14 protein-coding genes are annotated in these 16,742 nt (G+C 72.3%); 4 read left to right on the plus strand and 10 right to left on the minus strand.

All coding sequences use genetic code 11. The annotated features are described in order from the left end of the window. Nucleotides 1-54 precede the first annotated feature (54 nt). Nucleotides 55-1,287 carry an amidohydrolase family protein gene (locus tag KM427_RS19210; RefSeq protein WP_183593154.1) on the minus strand — a complete coding sequence of 411 codons (1,233 nt, stop codon included), beginning with the start codon at nt 1,285-1,287 and terminating at the stop codon, nt 55-57. 104 nt (nt 1,288-1,391) lie between these two features. Then, nucleotides 1,392-2,057, minus strand: a complete 666-nt coding sequence (locus KM427_RS19215; RefSeq protein ID WP_183593827.1) for a lysophospholipid acyltransferase family protein — start codon at nt 2,055-2,057, stop codon at nt 1,392-1,394. A gap of 920 nt (nt 2,058-2,977) precedes the next feature. Between KM427_RS19215 and KM427_RS19220 the strand changes: the two genes are divergently transcribed. Then, a complete protein-coding gene (locus KM427_RS19220) occupies nt 2,978-3,634 on the plus strand; it encodes a hypothetical protein (protein ID WP_183593153.1) in 657 nt (218 codons plus the stop codon). 11 nt (nt 3,635-3,645) lie between these two features. Here KM427_RS19220 and KM427_RS19225 read toward each other — a convergent pair whose 3' ends face one another. From KM427_RS19225 to KM427_RS19260, 8 genes are all read right to left on the minus strand, one after another. Further along, nucleotides 3,646-4,224: a DinB family protein gene (locus tag KM427_RS19225; RefSeq protein WP_215524961.1), complete on the minus strand. Its 579-nt coding sequence runs from the start codon at nt 4,222-4,224 to the stop codon at nt 3,646-3,648. Between the two features lie 240 nt (nt 4,225-4,464). Continuing rightward, nucleotides 4,465-5,850 carry an amidase gene (locus KM427_RS19230; protein ID WP_215524962.1) on the minus strand — a complete coding sequence of 462 codons (1,386 nt, stop codon included), beginning with the start codon at nt 5,848-5,850 and terminating at the stop codon, nt 4,465-4,467. Between the two features lie 115 nt (nt 5,851-5,965). Further along, a complete protein-coding gene (locus KM427_RS19235) occupies nt 5,966-6,619 on the minus strand; it encodes an SRPBCC family protein (protein WP_215524963.1) in 654 nt (217 codons plus the stop codon). After that, nucleotides 6,616-9,042, minus strand: coding sequence for an aerobic carbon-monoxide dehydrogenase large subunit (gene cutA, locus KM427_RS19240; RefSeq protein ID WP_215524964.1), 2,427 nt, complete (start codon nt 9,040-9,042; stop codon nt 6,616-6,618). The genes KM427_RS19235 and cutA overlap by 4 nt, the downstream gene beginning before the upstream one ends. Next, nucleotides 9,039-9,539, minus strand: coding sequence for a (2Fe-2S)-binding protein (locus KM427_RS19245; protein ID WP_183593149.1), 501 nt, complete (start codon nt 9,537-9,539; stop codon nt 9,039-9,041). Before KM427_RS19245 ends, cutA begins: the two co-directional genes overlap by 4 nt. Next, complete coding sequence (locus tag KM427_RS19250) at nt 9,536-10,360, minus strand: FAD binding domain-containing protein (protein WP_215524965.1); 825 nt, start codon at nt 10,358-10,360, stop codon at nt 9,536-9,538. Before KM427_RS19250 ends, KM427_RS19245 begins: the two co-directional genes overlap by 4 nt. Next, the gene (locus tag KM427_RS19255; RefSeq protein ID WP_215524966.1) at nt 10,357-11,724 is read right to left on the minus strand and encodes a uracil-xanthine permease family protein; all 1,368 of its coding nucleotides are present in this window, start codon (nt 11,722-11,724) and stop codon (nt 10,357-10,359) included. Before KM427_RS19255 ends, KM427_RS19250 begins: the two co-directional genes overlap by 4 nt. A 128-nt stretch (nt 11,725-11,852) precedes the next feature. After that, nucleotides 11,853-13,094: a PucR family transcriptional regulator gene (locus tag KM427_RS19260; protein WP_215524967.1), complete on the minus strand. Its 1,242-nt coding sequence runs from the start codon at nt 13,092-13,094 to the stop codon at nt 11,853-11,855. Between the two features lie 125 nt (nt 13,095-13,219). Between KM427_RS19260 and KM427_RS19265 the strand changes: the two genes are divergently transcribed. The 3 genes from KM427_RS19265 to KM427_RS19275 are packed head-to-tail and all read left to right on the plus strand — an operon-like array spanning nt 13,220 to nt 16,721. Next, nucleotides 13,220-13,918: an oxamate carbamoyltransferase subunit AllH family protein gene (locus tag KM427_RS19265; protein ID WP_215524968.1), complete on the plus strand. Its 699-nt coding sequence runs from the start codon at nt 13,220-13,222 to the stop codon at nt 13,916-13,918. Further along, nucleotides 13,915-15,330 (plus strand): AllF/FdrA family protein, encoded by a 1,416-nt coding sequence (locus tag KM427_RS19270; protein WP_215524969.1) that lies wholly within the window; start codon nt 13,915-13,917, stop codon nt 15,328-15,330. Before KM427_RS19265 ends, KM427_RS19270 begins: the two co-directional genes overlap by 4 nt. Beyond that, a complete protein-coding gene (locus KM427_RS19275) occupies nt 15,327-16,721 on the plus strand; it encodes a YlbE family protein (protein WP_215524970.1) in 1,395 nt (464 codons plus the stop codon). The genes KM427_RS19270 and KM427_RS19275 overlap by 4 nt, the downstream gene beginning before the upstream one ends. The last annotated feature ends 21 nt before the right edge of the window (nt 16,722-16,742 follow it).

Here is a 16,742-nt window from a genome sequence, read left to right on the forward strand (position 1 = left end):
AGGTGGTCCATGTGGGTGTCTCTAGGTGGTGGGTCTGCGTGGGTCTAGGTGGGTCTAGGTGGTCAGGTGGTACGTCGTGCTGCTCGTCGAGGTCGCGACCAGCCGACCCGAGGCGACGACGTACGCCGGCGCCTCGTGATGGCCGACGACCTCGCGGAGGGTCGGGTGGTGGTGGACGACCAGGTCGGCGTTGCCGCCCTCCTCCAGCCGGTGGCCGGTCACGCCGAGGACGTCGGCCGCGGTGGTCGTGACGGCGTCGTAGACGAGGTCGATGCCCGCGCTGTCGACCGCCTCGAGGGCGTGCGCGGCGAGGAACGCGATCTCGACCATGTTGTGCCGGCCGAACGGGTAGTAGGCGTCCTCGATGTCGTCCTGGCCGAGCGCGACCGGCACGCCCATCGCGGTGAGCTCGCGCACCGGCAGGTGCAGCGGACCGGTGTGCGGGTCGCTGACGAAGCCGAGGCCGGCGCGCTTCACCAGTCCGGCGAGCCGCTCGAGGCTCGGGCGGGCGTAGAGGCCGACGGCGCGGGCGTGGTTGGCGACGCCGCGGCCCTCGAGGCCGTGCTCGAGCATCGCCTCGGCGAGCATCTCGGTGGTGCGCAGTCCGGCGTCGCCGGCGTCGTCGACGAGCATCGCCACCCGGCGGCCGTGGGCGGCGGCCAGCGCGCACATGCGGCGTACGTGCTCGCGCGCCTCGGCGTCGGTGTGCTCGATCCACGGGATGCCGCCGACGACGTCGGCCCCGAGGTCGACGGCCTCGCGCACCAGGTCCTCGGCGCCCGGGTCGCAGAGCAGCCCGTCCTGCGGGAAGGCCACGACCTGGAGGTCGACCACGCCGCGGAACTCCTCGCGCAGCGCGAGCAGCGGGATCACTCCCTCGAGGCGCGCCTTGGTGTCCACGTCGGCGAAGGCGAGCACGTGGCGTACGCCGTACCGGACCGCCTGGAGCACCGCGCGGCGAGCGTTGGGCTCGATCCAGCTGCGGTCGTAGTCGGCCTTGACGGCCGAGGCCAGCTCGATGGAGTGCAGGGCGGAGCCCATGTCGCCGGAGGTGTACGCCGTGAGCGCGGCGTCGCCGATGCGGTCGAGCGTGTGCACCTTGTCGAGGTGCATGTGGCCGTTGGCGAAGCTCTCGGTGACGAGCCCACCGGCGGCGTCGATCTCCTCGCCGCCGGTCAGGGTCTCCTGGGTGACGGTCGCGATCCGGCCGCCGTCGATGCCGATCTGCCAGCGGCCCTCACGGCCGCGGAGCGTCGCGTCCGCGACGACGATCTGGTAGCTGGGCACGTCGTCGATTCAACCCGCACGGTGAGCCGTGGGCCACGGCAGAGGTTGCCGACGAAGCCGCACTTCTCCGGCAATCTCTGCCAGGCGCTGGGCCGAGCACGTGGTCAGGCGTCCGGGGCGCGATCGTTGTAGACGCCCGCCTCCTCCTGCCCGGTGAGCGCCTGGATGGCGCGCATGATCTCGTCGGTGAGCTCGCGGCGGGCCTTGCCGAGCGGCAGCCCGTCGTAGCGGCCGGCCACGTCGATCGGCGTACCGAAGCTGACCGCCACCGGCACCACCCGCGGTAGCCGGGTGTCGATGGGCTGGAGGCGCTCGGTGCCGGCCAGCCCCACCGGCACGACGGGCACGCCCGCGGTCAGCGCGAGGTGGGCGACGCCGGTGCGGCCCCGGTAGAGGCGGCCGTCGCGGGACCGAGTGCCCTCGGGGTAGATGCCGAACGCCTCCCCCCGGCCGAGCACGTCGAGGGCCGTGTCGAGGCTGGCGATCGCGGCCCGCGAGTCGTCGCGGTCGACCGGGATCAGGCCCATCCCCTCGAACCACGCCCTCTGGAGGCGGCCCTTGAGACCGGTGCCGGTGAAGTAGTCGGACTTGGCGAGGAAGACGACCTTGCGCGGCGCGACGATCGGGATCACCAGGCTGTCGGCGAAGCTCAGGTGGTTGCTCGCCAGGATGACCGGTCCCGTCCTCGGGACGTTCTCCAGGCCGGTCACCGTCGGTCGCCAGATCAGCCTGGCGACCGGCGGCACGACCGTGTGCAGGACCGTGTACATCACCACGGGCACAGTCTTCCGGTTACCGGCGAGTCAGCCGACACGTGGTCGCGGAGCGAGCGGCGCCGCACGCCTGCCCACCCCGGTCCGGACACGGTCCCGACATAGGTGAAGGGCCCTTGGAAGTATGAGTTCCAAGGGCCCTTCGGATTGACCGGTACGGCGACGCTCCCGGTCGACCGCTCCTCGACTCCGGCCCCGGCGGGCGTCGTCACCTCGCCGCCGCGGGGCTTCCCCGGCACGCCGGTTCCGCTCCGTCCGGACCCTCGTCTCCGAGCTGTCCCGCCTTCCCTTGCGGGAGGACGTGGGAGAAGTTCTATGCCCTGGATCACACCCGGCGCAAGGGCTTTCGCGAACATTCTCGTGGTTCCACCGGAAATCACCGACTCGTCCACAGAATGGGTCTTCGTTTTCCACAGAAAGTGCTCAGATCCCCACAGCTGAGCGGGATTGAGAAGGAACGCAGGAGTCCCGGAAATGGGTGAAGGGCCCTTGCGAGTATGAGTCGCAAGGGCCCTTCGGGTTGACCGGTACCGGTGACGCTTCCGGTCGACACGCTCGTCGGCTCCGGTCCCGGCGGCCTCGTCACCCAGCCGCCGCGGTGGTCCTCCAGCACGCTGGTGGACCACCGTCTGGACCCTCGTCTCCGAGTTGTCCCGCTCCCCGTTGCCGGAGTGCGTGGGAGAAGTTCTATGCCCTGGATCACACCCCGCGCAAGGGCTTCCGCGAACATTCTCCTGGTTCCACCGAAACTGCCTCGTCGCCCACAGATGAGACCCGGTGATCCACATCCGGCGGTCGAGTTTCCCACAGGTTATCCACCGCACCTGTGGAGAATTCGGAGCGCGGTCGAGACCGCGTCGACGGTGAGGTCCGGAGTTTCCGCCGGGTCCGGCGCCGACCACCGCTACCCTCCCGTCGTGACGTCAGCAGAGGACAGGTCATCGCGGCTTCGCCTCGCCACCCGGGTCGGCGCGCCGGTGGTCGCGACCCTCGGGGTGGCGGCCTCGGTGGTGACCGTCTACAGCCCCAGCCGGACGTGGCTGGAGGAGGGATGGTTCCTCGGCTGGCTGGCGGCCACCGTGCTCGGCGCGGCGGCGTACGTGCTCTGGAGGGCCCCGCACGTGTCGGCCCGGGCCGAGAACGACGTCCTGCGCGCGCGCTTCGACGACCTGCGGGCTCGGGTGTCCGATGCGTCATCGCCGACGGCGACCCCCCAGGAGGTCACCCTCACGCTCACGGCGCTCCACAGCGACGACCGGACCGGGGCGATCCAGGCCACGGTGTCCAATCCGTCGCGCTGCGAGATCGACGATCTGGTGGTCACGAGCCTGCACCCGGACGTGCGCGTCACCGACGTGACCCCGACGGTCCTGCAGCCCCTGCAGTTCCCGTTCGGCGTCGACGCCGAGGGCGAGCCGTACGAGCGGACCGACGCCGAGCCACGGATCGACATGGCGATCGTCGACATCGAGTGCGACGGCGACCTTCCCCGCGAGTGGGAGGTGCTGCTGTCGTACTCGGTACGCCGGTCCGCCACCCACACGCACCTGGTCCACACCTCGGCACGGGTGTAGCCGCCGCACGCTCACCCGCGTCGCGGCTCGCCCCCGGCCCGGGTGTGGGCGTACAGGTCGCGCAGCAGGGCCACCTCGGCCAGGTGATGGATCAGCTCACGATGGATGTGGAGCACCAGGGTGGCGAGCGGCGCGTCGGCGAACGCGCCCTCAGCGGGACCGCAGGGCCGGCCGAGTCCGGCCTCCCCGAGCCCGCGAACGCCGTCGAGCCAGGTCCCGACCTCGCGGTCCAGCTGAGCCAGCGCCTCGGCGGCGGTCCCGGCGTACGGGAACGTCGCGTAGTCGACCGGTGCCCGCCCGAAGTGAGCCGCACTGCGCATCCCGAGCACGCCGACGATCACGTGGGCCAGCCGCCAGGCGATGGTGGTGAACGGCGCCGGGGTCGGTGGCGGGAAGGCCCAGTCGATGGTGCGATCGCCGGACCCGGCCGCCATCGGGGTGGCGGCGGCGCCACGAGGGCGAAAGCTCCACGCGCCCGCCACCGGCTCCCAGAGGTACTCCTCGTCGGACAGCCCGGCCAGGCGGGCGCGGACCTGGTGCTCCCAGTGCCACTCGAACTGGTCGCGCAGAAGTCGGTTCCACTCCGTCATGGGTCCAGTGTGGGACGACCGACGGCACACCGCCGCCGGTGGTTGAGGAGGTTGCGCCAGCAACCGTCTCGAAACCACCACCCGGGCGCCGACCAGCCGGGTACCGGGTGGTTTCGAGGCTCAGGCGCTTGCGCGCCTTCACACCTCAACCACCGGGGACCGAAGCCGGTGGTTGAGGAGGTTGCGCCAGCAACCGTCTCGAAACCACCACCCGGCGCCAACCCGCCGGCACCGGCCCGGTCAGCTGACGGCGGCCTCGACGGCCGCGGCGACCTCGAGCAGGAACCGGTCGCGGCCGTGCGGGGCGACGATCTGGATGCCGACCGGCAGCCCGTCGGAGGTGTGCCCGAACGGCACCGAGATGGCCGGGCAGCCGGTGACGGTGATGTAGTACGCCGAGCGCATCCAGTCGAGGTAGGTCTCCATCGGCCGGCCGTTGATGGCGGTCGGGAACTCCTGGTCGGCCGGGAACGGCGGCACCTGCGAGACCGGCAGCACCAGCACGTCGTGGGTCTCGAAGAACACCCGCATCCGCTGCGACAGCTGCGTGCGCTGGCTGTAGGCGCGCGCGACGTCGGCGCCGGTCAGCGACTCCCCCGCGCGGATGTTGTCGGCGAGTGACTGCTTGAACGAGTCGGGGTGCTGGGCGAGCAGCGCGCCGAACTTCGCCTGGAAGTGCCACGCGCGCAGCGTGCGGAAGGTGTCGTCGGCCAGGGCGAGGTCGGGGTGCGCCACGGTGACGGACGCACCGCCGTCGGAGAAGACCCCGGCGGAGCCCGACACGATCGCGGCGACCTCGTCGTCGACCTCGAACGCCCCGCCCAGGTCGACCGAGAGCGCGACCCGGAGCCCGTCGAGCGAGCCCGTCACCGGCGGCGCGAACGCCGAGCCCGGGTCGCCGAGCGCGTGCGGCGACCGGGGGTCCGGGCCGGCGAGCACGGAAAGGAGCAGCGCCAGGTCGCCGACGTTGCGGGCCATCGGGCCGCCGACCGAGGTCGTCTCCCACTGGTTGTACAACGGCCACTCCGGCACCCGGCCGAGCGAGGGCCGCAGCCCGACGACGCCGCAGAACGACGCGGGGTTGCGCAGCGAGCCGCCCATGTCGGAGCCGTCGGCGAGCGGCACCATCCCGGACGCGAGCGCACACGACGCCCCGCCACTCGACCCGCCCGCGGAGCGGGTGGGGTCGACCGGGTTGAGGGTCGTGCCGAAGACGGTGTTGAAGGTGTGCGAGCCGGCGGCGAACTCCGGCACGTTGGTCTTGCCGATGGTGACCGCGCCCGCCCGGCGGACCCGCTCGACGAGCAGCTCGTCGGCGTCGGGCACGTGGTCGGCGTAGAGCGGCGAGCCGTACGTCGTGCGCCAGCCGGCCACCGCATGGGTGTCCTTGAACGCGAACGGCAGCCCGTGCAGCGCCCCGACCTCGGCACCACCGGCGAGGGCCTGGTCCGCCTCGGCGGCGCCCGCCCGGGCCCGCTCCTCGTCGAGCGAGACGATCGCGTTGAGCTGCGGGTTGCGCTCGGCGATGCGCGCCAGATGCAGGTCGAGCAGCTCACGCGCGGAGATGTCGCGCCGTCGTACGGCGGCGGCCTGGTCGCGCGCGGTCGAGTCGACGGTGAGACTCATCGGGGGTTCCTCGCCAGCTTCTCAGGCTGTCCCTGCACTTCTCGGGGGTTGCAACGGCCGAGAAGTGCCGGGATACCCGGTGCACCGGGTATCCCGGCAGTCGACGCGTAGCGGCTCATCGACGACGCCCGAAGATCGAGCCCACGACCACGCCGAGCACGACGAGGCCGGCACCGACGGCGATGCCCTTGAGGAAGTCGTCCTGCGAGGAGACCGCGGCGCGGGCGGCCGGGGCGGAGAAGGTCTGCCCGGCGGCGGCCGGCTGCGCCGGCTCTGCGGTGGGCGCACCCGCCGGCACGGGCTGACCCGGCTCGGCGACCGGGGCCGGGCCCTCGGCGATCGCCCGGGCCACGTTGCCGAAGAACTCCCCGGCCATCCGTCGGGACACGCTCGTGAGCATCCGCTGGCCGACGCCGCCGACCATGCCGCCGACGACCGCGTCGGCCTCGTAGTCGATCTGGGTCGCGCCGCCGTCGGCCGAGCCGAAGCGCACCTGCACGGTCGCGTCGATGGTGCCCGGCGCGCCGGCACCGGAGAGCCGCATCACCAGGGACTCGTGCTCCTGGAGGTCCGAGAGCACGCACTGGCCCTGGTAGGTGCCCTTGATCGCCGCGACGCCGGCGGTGACCGTCATGTCATAGGAGTTCTCACCGGTCGCGGTGAGCTGCTCGCAGCCGGGGATGGTGGCGACCAGCACCCGGGGGTCGAGCAGGGCATCCCACACCTTCTCGACGGGGAAGGCGATGGTGTTGGAACCGGTGATCTTCATGCGGAGTGCTCCTGGCCCAGTGATTGGCGAAGGGTGAACAGCTCGGACGGGGAGATCGGCATCGCGGTGATCGCCAGCCCGGTCGAGGACAGCCGCTCGGCGTCCTCGATCGCGGCGGCGAACACGGCCGCCGACGGGATCACGCCCGCCTCGCCGGCGCCCTTGATGCCGAGCGGGTTCAGCGGGGACGGCGTCTCGAGGTGGTCGATGTCGATGCCGTCGGGGACCTCGGTGACGTAGGGCATCAGGAAGTCCATGAACGACGCGTTGAGCAACTGGCCCGACTCGTCGTACGCCATCCGCTCGTAGAGCGCTCCCCCGATGCCCTGGGCGACGCCGCCGTGGATCTGGCCCTCGACGATCATCGGGTTGATCAGGTGACCGCAGTCGTGGACGACGGCGTACTTGAGGATGGTGATCTCCGCCGTGTCCGGGTCGGTCTCGACGATGACGGCGTGCATGCCGGAGGCGAACGTCGCGCGCTCGGGCGAGTAGAAGTCCTTGCCCTCCAGGCCCGGCTCGTCGTCCTCGGCGACCGGCGGCTTGCCGGGGTCGCCGATCGAGAACTGCGTGGCCGCCTTGGACTTCTCGTCGAAGGCGTAGCGCAGCGGGTTGGACAGCACCGAGACCGTGCCCAGGTCGATCGAGGTGCCGGGCGAGCCCTTCACCGAGACGACGCCGTCGACGATCTCCAGGTCCTTCTCGTCGGCCTCGAGCGCCTCGGCGGCGATCTTGAGCACCTTCTCCTTCGCGCGCTTGGCCGCGAGGTGGATCGCCGAGCCGCTCATCACCGCGGCGCGCGAGGCGAACGTGCCGACGGCGTACGCCATCCGGCGGGTGTCACCCGTGACGACCTCGACGTCCTCGAACTTCACACCGAGCTCGTCGGCGACCAGCTGCGCGAAGACCGTGGCGTGGCCCTGGCCCTGGGTCGTCAGGCCGGTCGCGACCTTGACCTTGCCGGAGGTCTCGATGTGCACGTGGGCGCCTTCGTACGGCCCCACGCCGGTGCCCTCGACGTAGCAGGCCAGGCCGATGCCGACCTGGCGGCCCTGCTCGGCCATCTCCTGCTGGAACGCCGGGAACTCGTCCCAGCCGACCAGGTCCTTGATCTTCTCCAGCATCGCCGGGTAGTCGCCGGAGTCGTACTCCAGCTCGCGGCCGTCCTGGAAGATCATGCCCTGGTCGAAGGGGAACTCGTCGGGCTGGATGAAGTTGACCGCCCGCACCTCGGCGCGGTCCTTCCCGAGGTACTGCGCGATCGCGTCCATGGTCCGCTCCATCGCGTAGCAGCCCTGCGGGCGGCCGGCGCCGCGGTACGGCGTGACGATGACCGTGTTGGTGTAGAGCGACTCGAAGACGACCCGGTAGTTCTGCGGCTTGTAGGGACCGAGCAGCTGGGTCGAGGTGATGATCGGGACGATCAGGCCGTACGGCGTGTACGCGCCGTGGTCGTGCCAGAACTCGACGTCGAGCCCGAGCAGCCGCCCGTCGTCGTCGAAGCCGACCTCGATGTGCTGCACCTGGCCGCGCTCGTGGGCCGAGGAGATGAAGTGCTCGCGGCGGTCCTCGGTGAACTTCACCGTGCGGCCGAGGGCCCGCGCGGCCATCGGCACCAGGAGCTCCTCGGGCCACGGGTGGTTGATCTTCACGCCGAAGCCACCGCCCACGTCGGGGGTGATCACGTCGACCTGGCCGAGGTCGAGGCCCATCTTGACCGCGACGGCGGCGCGGACGCCGGTCGAGCTCTGCGTGGAGGTCCACAGCTGGAGCCGGTTGATGTCGGCGTCCCAGCGCGCGACGGTGCCGCGACCCTCCATCGGCATGCAGGCGCTGCGCTCGACGGTGAGGTCGAGCTCGAGCCGGTGCGGCGCCTTGGCGATGGCGGCCGGCGCGTCGCCGACGTTCTGCTCCATCCGGGCACCGACGTTGCCGGGCACGTCCTCGTGCACGAGCGACGTGACCGCGCGGGCGGCGTCGATGCCGACCACGGGGGTCAGGAACTCGTAGTCGACCCGGATCCGCGAGACGGCGTCCTCGGCGAGGTAGCGGTCGTCGGCCACGACGAACGCGATCGCCTCGCCGACGTAGTTGACCTCGTCCTTGGCCAGCGCGTACTGGGTGCGGCCGTGCGTGAGCGCGGGGTGCGGGATCAGCAGCGGCAGCGGCTCGGCCATCTGCGGGCTGCACGACGCGAGGTCGTCGTAGGTGTAGACCGCGTGCACACCCTCGACGTCGAGGACGTCGGAGACGTCGATGTCGAGGATCCTGGCGTGCGCGTGCGGCGAGCGCAGCACGGCCGCGTGCAGCACGGTGTGCTGGCCCGGGTCGACGGCCACGTCGTCGACGTACCGGCCGTGGCCGCGCAGGAAGCGCTGGTCCTCGACCCGCTGGACCTTCTGGCCCATCAGCTTGGTCGTCATGATGCGGTCTCCTCGCCGGACGCGGCGATCTCCGCGGCACGCTCGACGGCCTTGACGATGTTCTGGTAGCCGGTGCAGCGGCACAGGTTGCCGGCGATCATGTCGCGGGCCTCCTCGTGCGTGGGGCACGGGTTGTCGCGCAGCCCGGCGGTGATCGTGGTCAGGAAGCCCGGCGTGCAGAAGCCGCACTGCAGCCCGTGGCACTCGGCGAACGCCTGCTGCACCGGGCCGAGCGAGCCGTCCGGGTTCGTGAGGCCCTCGACGGTGGTGATCTCGTGGCCGGCGGCGGACACCGCGAACATCAGGCACGACCGCATCGGCGCGCCGTCGACGAGGATCGTGCAGGCGCCGCACACGCCGTGCTCGCAGCCGACGTGGGTGCCGGTGAGCCCCAGGTCGTGGCGCAACGCGTCGGAGAGCAGCCGGCGCGCGGGCACCCGGACGTCGTGGGTGGTGCCGTTGACCGTCAGCCGTACGTCGTGCAGTTCCTCGCTCACCGTGCTCCCTCCGCGAAGTCTCGTGCCGATCGAACCACCCGCCCGGTGAGGACCCGCACCAGCTGGGCGCGGTAGGCGGCGGTGGCGTGGATGTCGTCCATGGGCTCCAGCTGCGCGAGCGCGGCCTCCCCCAGGTCGGCGTCGGCGACGCCGGTCAGGTCGACGACGCTCGGCACGTCGCTGACCGAGAGATAGCCGACCCTGACGGACTCGCCCTCGACGAGCGCGGCCGCGCCCACCAGTGCGTAGTCGCCGTGCCGGCGCGCGATCTCCTCGAACGCGACCCCCGCGCCGGGGGCCAGGCCCGGGAAGTACGCCGAGACCGCGACCTCGTCGTGGCCCACCGACGACTCGAGCGGCCCGACGAAGAGCTCGGCGGCCGGGATGGTGCGCCGCCCCGCGGGCCCCTCGACGTCGAGGGACCCGCCGAGCAGCGTGAGCACGACCGGCATCTCGGCGGCGGCGTCGGCGTGGACGAGCGAGCCGACCGTGGTGCCGCGGTTGCGGATCGTGGCGTGCGCGACGTGCGACAGCGCCATCGGCACGAGCGGCTGCACGCGTCGTACGTCGTCGGAGGCCAGGACGGCGGCGTGCCGGGCGAGCGCACCCACCCGCACGCCGCCATCCTCGATCTCGATGGTGTCCAGGCCCGGGATCTCGTTGATGTCGACGAGCAGCGCCGGAGCGGCGAGTCGCATCGACAGCAACGGGACCAGGCTCTGGCCGCCGGCCAGCACCTTGGCGTTCGGCTCGCCGGCCAGGGCCTCGACGGCCTCGGCGAGAGTTCCCGGACGGCGGTACTCGAACGGTGCTGGTTTCACAGGGCCTTCGTCACCTCTCCAGAGCTTCGACCGGTGTGGTCACCGCGGCGGTTGACCACGTGGTAGTAGACGATCACCAGGATCGTGCCCAGCGCGATGCCGCTGAGCTCGAAGTCGTCGGTGATCTTCAGGGACACGCCGCCGATGCCGGCGATGATGCCTCCCGCGAGACCCACCATGTTCACCGGGTCGCCGAAGTCGACGTTGTTCTCGACCCAGATCTTGGCGCCGACCAGGCCGATCATGCCGTAGAGCACGACCGTGATGCCGCCGAGGACGCCGCCGGGGGTGGCGTTGACGATCGCGCCAAACTTCGGGCAGAGACCCAGCAGGATCGCGACCAGCGCGGCGACGTAGTAGGCCGCGGTGGAGTAGACCTTCGTCGCGCCCATGACGCCGATGTTCTCGGCGTACGTCGTGGTCGGCGAGCCACCGAAGAGGCTGGCCAGCGCGGTGGCGCCACCGTCGGCGGCGATGGCCCGGCCCATGTAGGGGTCGAGGTCGTCGCCGGTCATCTCGGCCACGGCCTTGACGTGGCCGGTGTTCTCCGCGATCAGCGCGATGACACCGGGCAGCACCAGCAGGATGAAGGTCAGGGAGAAGCTCGGGCCGTGGACGACGTCCACGCCGTCGGGCAGCTGGCCGCTCGGCAGGCCGATCCAGTCGGCGGCCTTGACCCCGGCCCACGAGACGCGGTCGTGCGCGACCGCGTCGGGCCCGGTGGGCAGCACCGAGGTGATCTGGCCGAAGATGCCATCGAAGATCCAGGAGATCAGGTACCCGAAGATCAGCGCGAGGAAGACCGCGATGCGCGACCAGAAGCCCGGCAGCAGCACCGCGGCGATCACCATGAACGACGCGGTCAGCAGCGCCACCCACTGGTCCTGAGGCCAGTAGACCGACGCCACCACCGGAGCCAGGTTGAAGCCGATCAGCATGACCACGGCACCGGTCACCGCGGGCGGCAGGACCTTGTGGATCATCCCGGCGCCGGCGAAGTGGACGAGCACGCCCACCGCCAGCAGCACGAGGCCCGAGATCAGGATCGCGCCGGTCACGTCGGCGGAGTCGCCGCCCTGCGCCCGGATCGCGGCCACACCGGCGACGAACGAGGCGCTGGTGCCGAGGTAGCTGGGGACCTTGTTCTTCGTGACCAGCAGGAACAGGATCGTGCAGATACCCGAGAACATGATCGCGAGGTTCGCGTCGAGGCCCATGACGATCGGGAAGACGAACGTCGCCCCGAACATCGCCACCACGTGCTGGGCACCGATACCCACCGTCTTGCCCCAGGCGAGGCGTTGGTTCGGCGCGACGGCCTCACCTGGTTGGGGATCGACCACGTCCCACTTGAACATCGACATGTGTGCACCCTTTCGGTGTCAGGACAGGTCCCGAGCCCTGCTCAACTTAGTGAGAGCCATGACACACCACGAGGGCGAGAAATGCCGAAGGAACGCCGAGGGAGATGGCACCACTTGTCGGGATGGGCTCAGCCCGCGATCTCCAGGACCCGGAGCGCCACCGCCACGTCGAGGCGCAGGTGCGGGTCGGTCGAGAGCGGGCCGAGCAGCCGCTCCAGCTTCGAGACGCGGTAGCGCATCGTGTTGTAGTGGAAGAACTGCACGCGTGCGGCCTCGGCGACGTTGAAGTTCGTGTCGAGCAGCACCTGGAGGGTCTCGCGCAGGTCGGCCGCCTCGGTGGTCTGCTCGGCCAGCGGGCCGAGCACGTCGGCGACGAACGCCCGCAGCTCCGCGCCGCCCTGCGCGGTGTCGGGGATCAGCGCGATCAGCCGGTGCACGCCCAGCTGGTCGAAGAACGTCATGGAGCCGCCGCCCTGGACCCGCCGGCCCACCTCGACGGCCCGGCGCGCCTGCGCGTACGCCGCGGGCAGCTCGTCGAGCGCGGAGGCGACCCGGCTGACGCCGACCGAGAACGGGCGCCGACCGCCCCCCTTGTCCCCGCGCACCGCCGTGACCGCCCGGCGCACCACGCCGTGGCCGGGCACCGGCGACTCGTCGTCCTCGGTCAACGGCAGCAGGGCGACGACCTCGGTGGAGAGGTCGACGTTGGGGATGCCGTCGCCGATCGAGGCGCAGACCTGCCGCCAGGCCGCGGCGAAGCGCTCCTGCCACTGCCGGCGCTGGGCGCTGGTGCCCGGCTCGTCGCCGCTCACCGCGTCGAGCTCGGCGACCACGACGATGACCGGGCGGCGCAGGTCCCAGCCGAAGGTGTCGGCGTGCTCGTCGACGTAGGCGAGGTCCTGGGAGCGGCCGCTGCGGCGCAGCAGCACGTCGCGCAGGAAGTCGCCCTGGTACTTGTTCTCCACCGCCGCGACCGCGGCCTCGCGGGTGATCAGCAGCGCGGCCACGGCGGCGGCCCGCTCCAGCGCGTGCACGTCGTCGGCGGTGATCGGCTCGTCGGGGCGCAGGCAGACCAGGCGGGCCAGGTCGACGCCGCCGGCGGCGACCCGCGAGACCTGGGCGGCGCCCGGCCCGATGGCGGTGCCGGTGGAGCCGATCCGCTCGACGCGGATCCGGCCGGTGGGGTCGAGGAGCTGGTGCCGGGCGAGCGCCTCCTCGTGCTCGGGCGAGAGCGCGGCGGCGCGGACCCGGCCGTCGGTCGAGGTGAACGCGACGCCCACGCCGAGCACCCGGCTCACCTCGGCGGCGATGCCGTCGAGGTTGCCGCCCTCGAGCACGATCTGGGTCAACCCGGTGTGCAGCGCGTCCACGCGCGCCAACGCGGCACTGGCGAGCTCCTCACGGTCCCCGCTTATCAAGACTTGCACTCCCTCACCGCTGGCATCGGCACAACCTGACATCCCCAAACGGTAATCCCCCCGCTAGCGTCAGTGTGGTGAGCCCCGCCCGCGTCGTCCCCTGCAGCGCGCCGCCGCGGGTCCGCGACGCGCTCCGCGACGCGCCCGACGGCGCGGTGCCCGTGGTCCACCGCGGCCGCGACGCCGTGTACGTCGAGCTCGCCGGCCTCTGCGTCGGCGTGGTCTCGCGCCGGGCGACCGCGGTGCCGTGCGCCCTGCGCATCGACGCGGCCTCGGTGCCCGAGGCCCGTGCGGCACACGTCGCCGACGGCGTGCTGCACCTCGACTCCGACGCCGACGACGTCGCGCTGACGATCGGGCGGCTGGTCGAGGTGCACGTGCCGTCGATCCGCACCCCGGCGACGACGCCCGCACCGGCGCCCGGCGACGTGCCGGCCATGATCGGCCGGGGCGACGGCCTCACGCCGTACGACGACGACGTGCTGTGCGGCTGGCTGGCCGTGCACCGCGCCGCGGGCATCGCGACGCCGGCGGTCGACGCCGAGATCCGGGCCTGCCTCGATCGCACCACGCTGCTCTCGGCGACCCTGCTCGACTGTGCGATGCACGGTGAGGTGATCCCCGAGTTCGCCCTGTGGCTGCACGCGCTCTCGACCCCTGCCGAGGTCGATCGTGCGGCGGCCCTGGCCGCCGTCGGCCACTCCTCCGGTCGCGGGCTGCTGCACGGCGCCCGTCTCGCCCTCGCCCATCTCTCCCCTCTGGAAGGCGCTGCATGAACACTCCTCCGAGTCTCACCCACGTCGAGCTGCGGGCCGGCGCCTACGCCGACTCCGTCACGCTGCTCCAGGTCAGCCGCACCGTGCAGGGCCTCGACGGCGTGCTCGCCGCGCAGGTCGCGATGGCGACCGCCCTCAACATCGAGGTGCTGACCGAGATGGGCTTCGAGGTCCCCGCGGAGGCGACGACCAACGACATGGTCGTCGCCATCCGGCTCGCGGAGCCGGACGCCCTGGCCTCGGCGCTGGCCGGCGTCGACCAGGCGCTGCGCGACGCGACCAGGCGGGTCGACGGCCCGACGGAGGTCGCCCCGCCGCGCACCACGTCGAGCGCGCTGCGACGTACCCCTGACGCGGTGGCGCTGGTCTCGGTCCCGGGCGCGAACGCGCTGGTCGAGGCGATGGACGCCGTCGACGCGGGCCGCGACGTGATGGTCTTCAGCGACAACGTGCCGGTCGAGCAGGAGGTGGCGCTCAAGCGCGCCGCCGCGGAGCGCGGCGTGCTGGTGATGGGCCCCGACTGCGGCACCGCCGTCGTCGGCGGCCTCGGCCTCGGCTTCGCGAACGTCGTCGCGCCCGGGCCGGTCGGCATCGTCGCCGCCTCGGGCACCGGGTGCCAGCAGCTCCTGGCGCTGCTCGACCACGCGGGCGTGGGCGTGTCCTCGGCGCTCGGCGTCGGCGGCCGCGACCTCTCCTCGGAGGTCCGTGGCGCCTCGACGCGCGAGGCGATGCGGCGGCTCGACGAGGACCCCGCCGTCGACCTGATCGTGGTGATCTCCAAGCCCCCGGCGGCCGACGTCGCCGCCGAGATCGAGGCGTACGCCGCGAGCCTGGCCACCCCGGTCGAGTTCGCGCTCCTCGGCGCCGGCCGGCCCGACCTCACCGCGGCCGCCGAGTCGGTGCTGCGCCGGCTCGGCCGCGACGTGCCGGCCTGGCCGGTCGAGGGCACCGCCGCGGCACCGTCGGGCGGCACCGCGCTGCGCGGCCTGTTCGTCGGCGGCACGCTGCAGAGCGAGGCCAAGCTGATCGCCGCCGACGCGCTCGGGGCCGATGCCGGGCACACGTTCATCGACTTCGGCGACGACGCCTACACCGCGGGCCGCGCGCACCCGATGATCGACCCGAGCCTGCGGCTGGAGCACCTGGCCCGGGCGGCGGCCGACCCCGAGACCGCGGTCGTGCTGCTCGACGTCGTACTCGGCCACGGCGCCGAGGCCGACCCCACCGCGCTGCTGGCGCCCGCGATCGCCGCGGTCGACAAGCCGGTCGTCGTGGCGGTCGTCGGCACCGAGGGCGACCCGCAGGGCCGCGCGCGGCAGGTCCGCACGCTCGCCGAGGCCGGCGCCGAGGTCTACCTGTCCAACGCCGGCGCGACGCGCCGCGCCATCGAGCTGCTGGGAGGCACCAAGTGACCACCACCCCCACCGCCGTCGCCAACGTCGGTGCCGACCTGCTCGCCGACGCCGTCGCCGACCAGGCCACCCCGGTGACCCGGGTCGACTGGCGGCCGCCGATGACCGGCACCGAGGCCGACCTGGCCACCGTGGCGGCCAACCCGCTGCGGCGTACCGCCAACGAGCGCGCCCTCGCCGCCATGCTCGGCGTCACCGCCACGCTGGTCGACGTCGCTCCGGCGTCCGAGCTGCTCGGCCTCGAGGCCGGCCAGTTCCTGCACGCCGGACCGCCGATCACCTGGGACCGGATGTCCGGCCCGCTCAAGGGCGCGCTGATGGGCGGTGCCGCACTGGAGGGCCTCGTCGCCGACCCGGAGGACGCGGTCGCGATCTTCGAGTCGGGCGCGAACGTCTCCTTCGAGCCCTGCCACCACCGCTCCGCGGTCGGCCCGATGGCCGGCGTCGTCACGCCGAGCATGTGGATGTTCGTGCTCGAGGACGCCACCACCGGCCGGCGTACCTACTGCTCCCTCAACGAGGGGCTCGGCAAGGTGCTGCGCTACGGCGCCTACTCCTCCGAGGTGCTGACCCGGCTGCGCTGGATGCGCGACGTGCTCGGCCCACTGCTGCAGAAGGCGGTGCGCGGATCCGAACCGGTCGACGTCACCGGCATCCTCACCCAGATGCTGCAGATGGGCGACGAGGCCCACAACCGCAACCGGGCCGGCACCCTGATGCTGCTGCGCGACCTCTCTCCCGCGATGGTGACGAGTGGGATGGACTCCGCCGACGTCGCCGAGACGCTGCGCTTCATCGGCGGCAACGACCACTTCTTCCTCAACCTCGCGATGCCCGCGTGCAAGCTCGCCCTCGACGCCGCCCGCGGCATCGAGGGGTCGACGATGGTCGTGGCGATGGCCCGCAACGGCACCGACTTCGGCATCCAGGTCGCCGGCACCGGCGACGAGTGGTTCACCGGGCCGGCCCAGCTCGCCGACGGCCTCTTCCTCGGCAGCTACGGTCCCGAGGACGCCAACCCCGACATCGGCGACTCGGCGATCACCGAGAGCGCCGGCATCGGCGGCTTCGCGATGGCGACCGCGCCGGCGATCGTCCGGCTGGTCGGTGGCTCGGTCCCGGACGCGCTCGCGACCACCCGGCGGATGCACGAGATCACGCTCGGGGAGAACCCGCGCTGGTCGGTGCCCGTGCTGGAGTTCCAGGGCACCCCGACCGGCATCGACGTCAGCATGGTGTGCCGCACCGGCATCCTGCCGCAGATCAACACCGGCATGGCCGGGCGGGTGGCCGGCGTCGGACAGGTCGGCGCCGGTCTGGTCACCCCGCCCGCGGAGATCTTCCCGAAGGCGCTCGCCCGGCTGGCCGAGCTGACCCGCGCGCGGGCCTGAGTTTCCCGTCGAGACACCCGG

The sequence above is a fragment of the Nocardioides sp. LMS-CY genome (assembly GCF_018732145.1).
Lineage (GTDB): Bacteria > Actinomycetota > Actinomycetes > Propionibacteriales > Nocardioidaceae > Nocardioides > Nocardioides soli.